Genomic DNA, 12,235 nt, shown 5'->3' with positions numbered 1-12,235 from the left:
CGTTAAAAACGGCAAGGATTAAGCAGGCTTACGCGCACTAATGCTATACACCAAGGGCACCTGTTGCCCTTGGTGTGTGAGTACATAACGGCCATCGGCTTGCGCCTCTAGCCCTTCGAAACAGTTATAGGGGCTAAACGCAAACTCGTGGAAGAACTCCAACACTAAACCCGCCTGCAATAAGGCATTGATCACCTCAGACAAGCTATGGGACCAACACATTAAGGTCTGCTGCTCATCACCGGCATTCTCGGTATAGGTCCCTTCCTGCTCAATATCTGGCTCACCCCGATTAAAATAGCTATACCCATCAAATAGCTGCTGCGCCGGATGAAACTCAGCCATATAAAACTGTCCGCCGGGCTTTAAACACGCCGCAATGGTCTGCGCCCAGAGTGTTAAGTCAGGCAGCCACACAATCGCGCCATAGGAGGTAAAAACAATATCTTGCGGCTCAACCTTGCCCGCTACGCTGTAGACATCGCTACAGATAAACTCGGCGGACAACTCCGTCTGCAGCGCCAGCTTGCGCGCCTCAGCAATCGCCACCTCGGATAAATCGATCCCAGTCACCTTTGCGCCCATTCGCGCCCACGACAGGGAATCTAAACCAAAATGACATTGCAGATGCAGTAGACTTTTGCCCGCCACCGCAAGCTCACTCAGCTCGATTTCCGTTAAGGATGTGTTGCCACTCAAAAAGCCTTCAACATCATAAAAATCAGAAGTTAAGTGCACTCGAGTGCGGGCATCCCAAGCGATTGTATTGGTCGTTAAGTAATCCATATGAGTCCTTTCTGGTTACGCTTTTTATCAAGCTGGAATGTTGGACACACGCTAACCGAATAAGTGATTAATTTCACCACTCTTTGGGAAAAATCACTCATTCAGCGGACATGTCCGCCCTCGCCCAAACGGACACATTTTATTTATCTGCATGATTATTAATGAATTTTAAAATTGGCATAGGATGTGCAACCTCGACTGATATCAAGCTTATCGCTAATAGCTCAGCACTCAGTCGGTCGTCGAGTGTCGATAACAAGGAAGAAGAAAATGTCACTACGCCCTTTTATATTCACCCTCGGATTTGTCGCCCTCTTTACGGTTGGCGTGTCACTCACTGGCTGCATTATCAATGTGAACGCCGCTGGCATGCCGGACTTAGATCACCAACAACGTGAACTCAACCTCGATGCTCAAGACTTGCAAGAGCTCGTCGCCGAAACAGGTGCGGGCACTCTTGAAATTATCGGTGTTGAAGGCCTGACCCAAATTAAGTTAGTCGCTGATATCTATAGCAATGACGATAGAAAAGTGATTCTCACCCTTGAGAAAAAGGCCAACAAAGCCCAGCTTAAGGCCGACTTTGAATCCCATAGCAGCTTTAGCAATTACTCACCCTATATCGACCTTAAGTTACAAGTGCCCGCCGGATTAGCGCTGGACATTGATGATGGTTCGGGTGCGATTTTGATCAACAAGATGACTGCAGATATTAAGGTCAAGGATGGCTCGGGCGAACTGGCAATCCATGGTGGCAATAATGTCAGTATCGACGATGGTTCTGGCGCGATTGAAGTCAGCCAAGTCAACGGTAATCTGGCGATTGTCGATGGCTCTGGCGGTATCCAAGTTAATGATATTAAAGGCAGCATCACCATCGATGACGGCTCTGGTGAAATCAACGTCGCCAATGTGCAAAACACTGTCACCATCAACGATGGCTCAGGCGATATCAATGTGGTGAACACTAAGGGCTTAACCATTCTCTCGGCAGGTTCAGGGGATGTGAGCTTCGATAAAATCGATGGCCCAGTAAGCAAACACTAAGCCCGTTAGATTAACAGCATTACCGCTCAACCAACTTCCCGGCGTAGAGACTGATGTTGCAGTACCCAACCAAATGTCAGTCTTCTACCCCCCCTTTTGCGTTACCGTTCCATGGACATTCTTATGCACTTTATGCCACTAACCCCTTGTAGTGGCATCTTTTTTTGCGTTTGAGACTTTCTCAGTCTCAATTCAGGTAAGCCTTTGGTAACGTTTTACCTATTTGTTTTTCGGAGCAAAATTTAGCAATGAGTATATAAATAAGGCTTTATTTTGTTTGTTGATATGTTTAAAAAAGTCAAAGTCGTGGGGCTTAACCCCACACCCGACCAAGAAGGACTGCTCGTCCTATCCTCCTTGCTAATGTTTTCACAAGCAGCCAAGACGCCCCTAGCGAAGTTACATGCATTAATTACTGGCTTCGTGCTTATTCGAAAATAGCTAACGCTTCCGATGGGGCATCCCTTCCCCCCGAAAGCTACGCAGACATCCTGTCTGCGTCACGCTATTTTCTTCAACGCCCTTCAGCAACTTCGCAGGGGAGATGAACTTCTGGACCATCTGGGCAAACTGTTAATTCTGAAAGAGTTTTTCCAGTCCTATCATTCCTGTAAGAAAATTTAACAGTGGGTGTCTCGATAAACTTTACTGCTTTGATAACATTACTTTTTATGATTTTTTGAGCAACTAACCTAACATTTCAACTAATTTTACTGTAAATTCTGTATGTCGATGACAGATAAACTTTTGATTTAGGTCTTATTATGAATCTTGTGCAAGAAATTCATCAAGCTCACTTCTTTACTGATAACCAAGATGTCACAGCAAGTCCACCAATTGTGACAGCATTAATGAATTCTATTGGTAAATTCAATTTGATTCCTAATATGGGGCAAGAAATAAACGCGATCACTGGAGAACGAAAACTAATCCCAATGATGGTAAGTCCTGACCAGTCTTTGCACGTTGAATTTCCTAGAAATGAAATTGTGATTATAGGAACAGTTGGATCTCAACATGAGTTTATGGGCAAATCTCTTGGAATTTTCGAAGCTCTCGCATCAGTATTCCCTGAGAAAAAAGGAAACCGACTGTCGATACTAAATAGCAGAATTTTCAAGGCTGAGGAGGATACTTATAGCTGCCTTTATAGACAACTTTTTACTCATCATAAAGCGCAACCCTTTGAGTGGGATAACCGTATAGTAGAAAGACGAACACTTCCTAAATGTGGTGAAACTATAAATAGTATAAGTTCAATTCGTAGATGCGAAATAATGGGACAAGCGCCTAGTCTAGCAGAGCCAATGGATTGTGTTATTTTTGACCTAGATAGCAACACTGTACAACACAACACAAAACTCCGCTTTAGCCTAGAGCAAGCTCATGTGGTTTTTAAAGAGTTACATGAGAATAACTTAGCATTATCTAAACAACTGAAAAGATATACAGAGTAAATTATGGCCATCAACGCAAATTTACGTTCTAGAAGCACCCAGATAATGAATCTAATGGAGCTACTATCAAGTAGTACCTCAAAACCAATAATTACGTCCTCAAGTTCAACATTAGGTATTAGCCAAGTTCGCGATGCAAAAGTTAACCAATGTGCTGAGCTTATTGTTGATTTTGTACTAGATGATGAATACATAGAAGGACAAACAAGTAAATCTCAGTTATATATTGAAAACTTATACTACCAAGATCCTCAAGTTCTCAAGGATAGCTTTCAGAAAGCTTGGTTAAATATTTACTCACATGGTGAACACGCAATGTTCACATTTATAAGTATTGCATCTTCAATTCGTTATGAGTGGTTAGAGGATCGTGCAGACACCTTGATTTTTGCTGGTTACTGTCATGCCAGTGGATTGGTCAATGAAGCAACTATTAGAGCAGTTGAATCTTGGGAGCAACCTGGGCACATAGCTTTATTAAAAGAAATGAAGCCCTTAAACATACTGTGGCTAGAAGAATATAAACAAAATGTAATCAGGTACTTAGAGACTTTGTGATGGCATATTTATTACGAAAATTCTCCCTTAGCAAATGGCAAAATAATCTCGAAAACAACCATGAAAATTATGAAGCAGACGCCATTACAGGCTGCACAAGAACAAAAGGAAATACACTTTCAGTTTGGCAATCTGCCACTACAAACTTTGATGATGATGAGGTAAAAGATCTCATCGTTGCTTTGGCTATTTCAATGGATGAGCCAGCGACTATAGATGTACTTTGGTTAGAAGAAAATTGGCTAGCTGAAAGTGGACTCGAAATTGAGTCCAAGCTTGCAAATACTAAATTTTCACGTATTAATGACAGACATAAAGATTTAGTTAATCTTGATCACAGCAAGCTAGGTATTATGGCTCATCATATTGTGAATCAGGCTAAAGATACTAATAAGCGTAAAAAATTTTTGAAATCAGAAGTTATAGAACTTGTTGCCACATGGTCAATGAAAGAAGATACCTTTCATTTAGAACAACTTAAACCTAAATGGCAAGAAGCAGTAACAGAAAAGATAAAAAGAATGAACGATAAAAAGTAGTATCATATTCTTCGCCCACTACCTTAAGTGATTAATATAAATTGGGTTCTGCTTTGCTCCAGTCAAAATTATATTTGACTACCGTATACTATATCTCATACCACATCATCTGGACGCATAGACAAATTTATCAAGAAACCCACGGTTAAATTCTGCGGTGAAACAACAGAATTGGGGCAGGTAGGGCAAAAAATACTCCGAGGTTAACGGGATTAAGCACTGACATGGAAGTGACCGTCCGTGACATGGATGTCACGGTCGAGCATACAAGGACGTACTTGCTGCGTGTCACTGAAATGATAGTGCTTAATCATTTTACAAGTACATCAAGGATGTGAGTACGGCTCTAGGGAGCTATGCTCGACAGATTCAATCAACGCCAACTTCTGAGCGCGGCTTAACTTTTTAACTGCGATTTCACGCCTTAGCGCATCCCCGTGACTGCCGACGACTTCTTGATACATCAAAGTTAATGGCCCTTTGCCGCGCAGGTACTTTGCCGCTTTGGGGCTGCTTGATTGATGTTCGTTAAAGCGGCGTGCGACATCTGTGGTGATGCCAGTGTATAGGTGGCCATTGGCGCAGCGGATAAGGTACAGATACCATGTCGAGACTTGTTCTATCTCTAACGTCGCACCTTGCTCCGAAGTCACAGCTTGCTCAGCTCCTAGCGCTTCTGACTTACTATAAAGCTGAGTTTGGTTAACAGCTGGCGCTTGGCTAGCCCCTTTTTGGGGGCTAGCCGAGGGAGTTGAATTAGCGGCTTCAATCACTAAATCGGTCACCCGTTGGCGCCTACTTAGTCATGCCTAGCAGACTTAAGAAGAAGGCATATTCCTGCGCTGTGTCTTGGTACTGGCGATAACGACCACTCTTGCCACCGTGTCCTGCATCCATATCGACGTGGAATAACAATACCTTATCGTCGAGTTTGTACCATTTATTTTGCACTTCGCGCAGTTTTGCTACCCATTTAGCAGGCTCGAAATACTGCACCTGTGAATCATGCAAACCCGTGGTGACCAACAGGTGTGGGTACTCATGGTCGGCAACATTGTCATAGGGCGAGTAGCTGAGCATATAGTCGAAATAGGTCTTGTCGTTTGGATTACCCCATTCATCGTACTCGTTGGTAGTGAGCGGAATCGACTCATCGAGCATGGTCGTGACCACATCCACAAAGGGCACGTGTGCTGCAATGGCAAAGTACTTTTCAGGCGCCATATTGGCAATCGCGCCCATTAGCAGCCCACCAGCACTGCCGCCCGAGGCCACCACTTTATTTTTATCACCATAACCTTGCTCGGTTAAGGCCGTAGTGACATCGATAAAGTCATTAAAGGTATTCTTTTTATTCAGTAATTTGCCCGCATCGTACCAAGGGCGGCCTAACATTTCGCTGCCGCGCACATGGGCGATGGCATATACAAAGCCACGGTCGAGCAGACTAATAACCGACGACGAAAAGTCAGGCTCAACAGTGTAACCATATGAACCATAACCATATTGGTACAGAGGGTTGGTGCCGTCTTTCTTGAACTTATCCTTACGATACACCAAGGACACCGGCACCTTAGCGCCATCGCGGGCGGTGACAAATAACCGTTCGGCGCGGTATTGGCTGGCATCGAAGCCGCCGAGCACTTGTTCCTGCTTAAGCAGATCGCGTCTATCAGGATTACTTAAGTGGTACTCATAAATCGTCTCGGGCGTAGTCAGGCTGGAGTAGAAAACCCGTAACTTATTGCTATCTTGCTGGGCATTAACATCTAAACCCAGCACATAGGCGGGCTCATCAAAACTCAGCTCAAAGGGCTTTTGACCATTGAATGGCATCACTTTAATCCGTGTCAGGCCATTTTCACGGGTTTGAATAATCAGGTAATCCTTTAGCACCAGCTCATCTTCAAGCCGCGCATTGGGATTGTGAGCAACTACTTCCTGCCATTTGGATTTATCGGCGGCATCCTTAATCGCCACTTTCATCAAACGGAAGTTAGTCGCCTGCCAGTTGGTGAGAATGTAATAACTATCACCCAGTTTAGAAACGCTATATTCATGGCCTTCTTCCCGCGCAAGCACAGGTTTGAACAGGCTTAAAGGATCGTTTGCATCCAGCACTGACACTTCGCTGGTTGTGGTGCTCTCGTGGAACAGCACAATTTGCGACTCATCTAAACTCTTGCCGAGAGAGATGTAATAAGCATCGTCTTGCTCCTCATACACCAACACATCTCTCGATTGTGGCGTGCCGAGTTCGTGGCGATACACGCGATAGCCCAGCAGGGTTTGCAGATCTTTGGCGATATAAAACACATGGCGATTATCATTGCCCCAAACGATACGACCCTCTGTGTTTTCAAGCACATCGGTGATCATGGCGCCGGATTCAATATCTTTAAAGTAGATGTTATACACGCGGCGGCTTAACACATCTTCACCGAAGGCCAACATGGTTTCATCTGGGCTGACGCTAACGCCACCTAAACCATAAAACTCATGGCCCTTGGCGCGTTCATTCACATCGAGCATCATTTGCTCAACCCCGTCACTGCCTTTGCGGGCGATCAGCGGATATTCGCTGCCCTCTTGGTAGCGGCGGTAATAGCTATGCTGGTGCCATTGGTACGGCACACTCGACTCATCGGCCACTAAACGCCCAGTCAGCTCGTTAAACAACCCGTCTTGCAATGACTTAAGCGGCTTAAAGTAAGCTTGGGTATAACGATTCTCAGCCTTAAGGTGCGCTAATACCTTAGGATCTTGGCGTTTATCGTCGCGCATCCAATAGTAGTCATCGGTGCGTGTGACGCCGTGCAAGGTCATCACATGGGGGATTTTTTCCGCAACGGGCGCAGAGACTTGCCCTTTTGGAGTGGAGCAACCGGGTAATAACATAGCAAGACCTAAAGTAAGCAGCAGAGTGCGCATGTATACGTCCTTGTGACGTTCAAACACCATCGTAAGATACGACGGCAAGCCAATAAGTTGATGTGCCGGATATGATATACCCAAGCTAGCTCAAGTTGCGAGTTTCCTAAAGATTGCGCTTGCTTAAGGATCACAAGGCATTGTGCGCTTGCGCAAACATTGCCCAATTTCCGGCGCGATGTTGTTGCCATCACCAATAATTAGGCGCAACATAACCGCGTTTTTAGGCTAAAGCCTATCAACAATTCTCAGGGCGGGGTGAAACTCCCCACCGGCGGTAAATAGTGAGGTGAATAAATTTCCCCACACTAAAGCCCGCGAGCGCCCGAACGCAATTCGGGGTCAGCAGATCTGGTTCCCTAGCTTGTCTCGTTATGGTTAAGCCTATCGAGCGCTACTATTCCAGAGCCGACGGTAATGGACTGTTTGCCGCAAGCAACAGTACTGAGTCCGGATGGAAGAGAATGTAAGACAACACTTGGATAATTGGCATTAACTTGAGCTAAGTATCCCTGCTGTTAGCCTCATATTTTGCAATCACGTTTTTAAGCCTGCGCTTAAAGCGGGTCGATTGCTACAGCACAATCCCCTTTAGGGTAATGGCTGTATTTCTGCACGCCCTGATTCTGGATATTCCCATGTCGTATTTTTGAAGGATATTAACCATGAATCAGTCTTTACTTGCTCCTTTTGGTACTGCTATCGAACGCGTTGAAGCGGGTCTTGCTGCCCTGCGCCAAGGCCAAGGTGTGTTGGTGGTCGATGACGAAGATCGGGAAAACGAAGGCGACTTAATTTTTGCCGCCGAGTCACTAACCAATGCGCAAATGGCCATGCTCATTCGCGAATGCAGCGGTATCGTGTGTTTGTGTTTACCGGACGAAAAGGTCAAAGCCCTTGAGCTACCACCTATGGTCGAAAACAACTCGAGCCAATATGGCACAGCGTTTACCGTGAGTATCGAGGCCAAAGTGGGCGTCACTACAGGGGTTTCGGCCGCTGACCGTGTCACCACCATTAAAACCGCCATCGCCGACAATGCTAAGCCAAGCGATTTAGCTCGCCCAGGCCATGTGTATCCGCTGCGCGCTCAACCCGGCGGCGTATTAACTCGCCGTGGCCATACCGAAGGCACTATCGATTTAATGCAACTGGCCGGCCTCAAGCCTGCGGGCGTGTTATGTGAAGTCACCAATCCCGATGGCACTATGGCACGTCTGCCAGAAATTATCGCCTTTGGTGCCGAGCACAATATGCCAGTGCTGACGATTGAAGATATCGTTGTTTACCGTAAGTCATTATTAGCCAACGTTGGCTAATTAATCCCCAAAGCGGGATGCCATTTAAAGGACGTCGGCTCTGCCCACGTCCTTTTTTATTTACCAAACATCATGCTAAAAAGCGGGAGAATTTGTATTAAATTAAGCTCCATATCACAGACAAACAAAAGATTCGTTTGCTAGGAGAGCAAATACACTAATAAAAATAGTGTGTTAGTTATATATAATAAATCTCTGAATTTCGTGAGCTAGATTAGATATCCATAAACTAGGGGTCGCGACCCTCTTGCTTCTATGTTAAATATCCACACCCAGTGCCCGGTCTTTTTTCACTTTTAACACATCAAGGTTTTGCCTTGATTTTTTATGTCTCCAACCGGGCAAAAGTAGGAGTAAGTTTACATGCCATCCACGCTACAGCATCTCAGCCTGAAGCAGAAGTTGATTCTGTTTTCACTGCTACCTTTGCTGATGATGAGTATTTTTGTGTTGTCGCGGATGTATGTGCTGGTGAAGGAATATCGCTCCGCCAATCAGAACCATCTGGCAATCCAAGCGACCGCCCAAACCACCGAACTACTCTACCAACTGCATAACGAATACGGCCTCAGTGTCCAGCTTTCTGCCCCCGGTTCCCCCCAAGAAGAAACACGCCTGCTACAGCAACAACAGATAACCTCAGACGCCTTAGATACCCTGCTCAATGGCTCAGCCTTAAGCGCTTTAATGTCTGCCTTGGGTCGCAATCAACTCGCCGCCGCGCAGTTGCAGGAACAGCTCAATACCCTAACCCTGTTAAGTCATAGGCTGGCATCTGGGCGCCAAGAGGCACTCGACCAACATCCTAAGGCCTTTATCGATTTGTATAACCAGTTCAACACGGAATTGGTCAAACTTATCCAGCAATTACAGTTACAAACCAACGATATTGCGCAATCTCGCGCCTACACGGATTTGCTTAACTTATTGATGGTGCAACAACTGGCGGTAAAAGAGCGTAGTGCGATTAATCGAATGCTGCTGTCGCAAACGCTGAACATTAACGACTACCGCGCGATCAGCACTATCATGTATGAATATGGTCAAGCCATAGAACATGCCAGCAACGCCTCGATTTCTGACCGTCAGTCCTTAATCCGCAAGGTGCAAACCTCCCCCGAGAATCTGCGTATCCTCAAGATTAGCCAACAGATCGAACAACAAATCCGCGTCAGTACCTTAGTGCAGAATATCAATGCCCATTTAGGCTACGGTGGCTTGATTGACAGTTTTCAGGATTACCTCATCAAGGGCGATGCTGCCTCGCTAGAGAAATTTACTAAGGCGCAGGCAATTATCCAGCTGAATCTCGATGAACTTAATCATGAGATCCGCAATATTCCCGATCTCAAAGCGGCGGTCAGGACGATTGAAGACAGTGTCGATCAATATCAATTCTGCATGTCTAAACTGCAACAGTTGAAGCAACAGCAACTGTCACTCGAAGAAATCACCGCCCTCGCCCAAGTCAATGATAGCGGCCTGAGCGAGGCCATAGACAAGCTGTTAATGCCACCGCATCCGGTCAGCAGTAAGCACTGGTGGTCGCTCACCAGCGATAGGATCAATAAGCTGCACGCCATCAGTGATGAAATCACCGAAAACATGGCGCATCAGAGTGAAGTTGAGCAAACTAAGTCACTCAGTTTGCTCGGGTTATATTTATTCTCCGCATTTTTTACCGCGGCAATAACCCTCTGGCTGGGGCGAAAAATTATTCGCAGCTTTATGGTGAAAATCACTAAGATTGCCAATGATATGCAGCGAATGGCCGCCGATCCGCAGCTTAATATCAATATCGATGCTTCCGGCTCCGACGAGCTGGCGCGCATGGCGCAGGCGATGAATCGGATGATCAGCGAGCGCCAAAAGGCCAACCACGCCCTAAGCCGCGCCGCCGCCGTGTTTAACTATTCCGCCGAAGGCATTATGGTCACGGATGCCGATAACCATATCGAGCTGATTAACCCCGCCTTTAGCCAGATCACCGGCTATAGCCTCGAAGAAGTTAAAGGCCGCAGCCCCTCGATTTTAAGCTCGAATCGCCACCCGCATCATTACTACACCGCCATGTGGGAAGCGCTGCATAAAGAAGGCAAATGGGAAGGTGAAATCTGGAATAAGCGCAAAGATGGCCAAGTGTATCCCGAGTACCTCGCAATTACTGTGGTGCGCAATGAGCAGGGCGAAATAATCCAACATATTGGTTTATTTATGGATATCAGTAAGCGCAAGCAATACGAACAAGACCTCTGGTATCAAGCCAACTTCGACACGCTAACGGGGCTGCCCAACCGCAAACTGTTTAACGAGCGGCTACAGCATGAAATCCAACTCGCCCAACACGACTCCCGCAAACTAGCGATTCTGCTGATCGACTTAGACCAATTCAAATATATCAATGATGTGCAAGGCCATGCGACGGGCGACCTCTTACTGCAGGATGTGGCCAAACGGTTAGAAAATATTATGGGTAAAAACGATTTTATCGCCCGTATTGGCGGTGATGAGTTTGTGCTTATTTTACCAAGATTAACCAATGAGTTAGCCATCGAGCATATGGCGAGCCGGATCATCGAAACCCTAGCGACTCCCTTTAATTTAAATGAACGGGAAATCCAGATTTCCGCCAGTTTCGGCATTGGCGTCTATCCAGAAGACGGGCTCGATGTCAGTTCGCTGACCCGAAATACCGAAATGGCCATGTATCAAGCCAAGGATGCCGGTCGCAATAACTTTAAATACTTTACCTCTGGCATGAACCAGGCCATGTTTGCCCGCATGGAGCTTGAACAGCGCCTGCGCCGCGCCGTGGCTCAGGATGAATTTACTCTTCACTATCAACCGATTGTGGATATGAAAACGGGTAAAGTGTGTAGCCTTGAGGCTCTGATCCGCTGGCAAGACCCAGACTTAGGCCTGATCCCACCGGATCACTTTATTCGTATCGCCGAAGAGACTGGGCTTATCGAACCTATGGGCGAATGGGTACTTAACCAAGCCATGCACGATTTGAGGCAATGGCAACATATGGGATTCAAACTCAATGTCGCGATTAATGTCTCGAGCCGCCAATGCATCAACACCCGCGGCATAGGTTTCGACCAAGTGCTGCAGGAGTGTTTTAATCGTCACCATATCAACCCGAGAAACGTGCATATCGAGATCACCGAGAGCATGCTGATGGGCGATGCCAGCCACTGCCTAAGCACCCTAGAATCGATTCGCCACTTAGGCTCGCAGATTTATATCGATGACTTTGGCACAGGCTATTCATCCTTGAGTTATCTGAAGAAATTCCCAATTTCCGTTATCAAGATTGACCGCAGTTTTGTCGAAAACGCCCTCGATAACAGCTCGAACGCCAATCTGGTCAAGGCCATTGTGATGATGGGGCAAAGCCTTGAAATGGAACTGGTGGCCGAAGGAATCGAAACAGAGGCGCAGTGGAGGTTTCTGCGTGACCTAGGCTGTCACTATGCCCAAGGCTATTTACTCTCTAAACCGCTACCATTCGATGAGATTACGCCATTACTCAGCCAGACATTGCCGAAGATGTTGCACTTAGAGCAGCGTGAGAAGTGTGTAAACAGTTGAT

9 protein-coding genes and 1 riboswitch are annotated in these 12,235 nt (G+C 46.2%); of the genes, 6 read left to right on the top strand and 3 right to left on the bottom strand.

Annotated elements, in window-relative coordinates; translation table 11 throughout:
* Positions 1-18: 18 nt before the first annotated feature.
* Positions 19-786, bottom strand: a complete 768-nt coding sequence (locus N5E87_RS00735) for a class I SAM-dependent methyltransferase (protein WP_279774903.1) — start codon at positions 784-786, stop codon at positions 19-21.
* A 270-nt stretch (positions 787-1,056) separates the two neighbouring features.
* On the opposite strand from N5E87_RS00735, the gene N5E87_RS00730 reads away from it, so the two are divergent.
* From N5E87_RS00730 to N5E87_RS00715, 4 genes are all read left to right on the top strand, one after another.
* Entirely contained in the window at positions 1,057-1,833 is a 777-nt protein-coding gene (locus N5E87_RS00730; protein ID WP_279774902.1) for a hypothetical protein, read from the top strand.
* 764 nt (positions 1,834-2,597) lie between these two features.
* On the top strand, positions 2,598-3,290 hold the full coding sequence (locus N5E87_RS00725; protein WP_055647600.1) for a hypothetical protein: 693 nt from the start codon (positions 2,598-2,600) through the stop codon (positions 3,288-3,290).
* 3 nt (positions 3,291-3,293) lie between these two features.
* Positions 3,294-3,848, top strand: coding sequence for a hypothetical protein (locus N5E87_RS00720; RefSeq protein ID WP_055647601.1), 555 nt, complete (start codon positions 3,294-3,296; stop codon positions 3,846-3,848).
* Positions 3,848-4,387, top strand: coding sequence for a hypothetical protein (locus N5E87_RS00715; protein ID WP_055647602.1), 540 nt, complete (start codon positions 3,848-3,850; stop codon positions 4,385-4,387). Before N5E87_RS00720 ends, N5E87_RS00715 begins: the two co-directional genes overlap by 1 nt.
* 326 nt (positions 4,388-4,713) lie before the next feature.
* On the opposite strand, the gene N5E87_RS00710 is transcribed toward N5E87_RS00715, so the two are convergent.
* The gene (locus N5E87_RS00710) at positions 4,714-5,172 is read right to left on the bottom strand and encodes a GIY-YIG nuclease family protein (RefSeq protein ID WP_139122605.1); all 459 of its coding nucleotides are present in this window, start codon (positions 5,170-5,172) and stop codon (positions 4,714-4,716) included.
* 10 nt (positions 5,173-5,182) lie between these two features.
* A complete protein-coding gene (locus N5E87_RS00705) occupies positions 5,183-7,318 on the bottom strand; it encodes a S9 family peptidase (RefSeq protein WP_069453833.1) in 2,136 nt (711 codons plus the stop codon).
* Between the two features lie 240 nt (positions 7,319-7,558).
* Positions 7,559-7,788: riboswitch (FMN riboswitch) on the top strand.
* 195 nt (positions 7,789-7,983) lie between these two features.
* Here N5E87_RS00705 and ribB point away from each other — a divergent pair.
* Together ribB and N5E87_RS00695 are read left to right on the top strand one after the other, a co-directional pair.
* Positions 7,984-8,637 (top strand): 3,4-dihydroxy-2-butanone-4-phosphate synthase, encoded by a 654-nt coding sequence (ribB, locus tag N5E87_RS00700; protein WP_279774901.1) that lies wholly within the window; start codon positions 7,984-7,986, stop codon positions 8,635-8,637.
* A gap of 363 nt (positions 8,638-9,000) precedes the next feature.
* A complete protein-coding gene (locus N5E87_RS00695) occupies positions 9,001-12,234 on the top strand; it encodes an EAL domain-containing protein (RefSeq protein WP_086902875.1) in 3,234 nt (1,077 codons plus the stop codon).
* Position 12,235 lies beyond the last annotated feature (1 nt).

The sequence above is a fragment of the Shewanella sp. GD03713 genome (assembly GCF_029843705.1).
Classification (GTDB): domain Bacteria; phylum Pseudomonadota; class Gammaproteobacteria; order Enterobacterales; family Shewanellaceae; genus Shewanella.
Note: the sequence above shows the minus strand (reverse complement) of the source record. Positions and strands in the feature narration are given on the sequence as shown.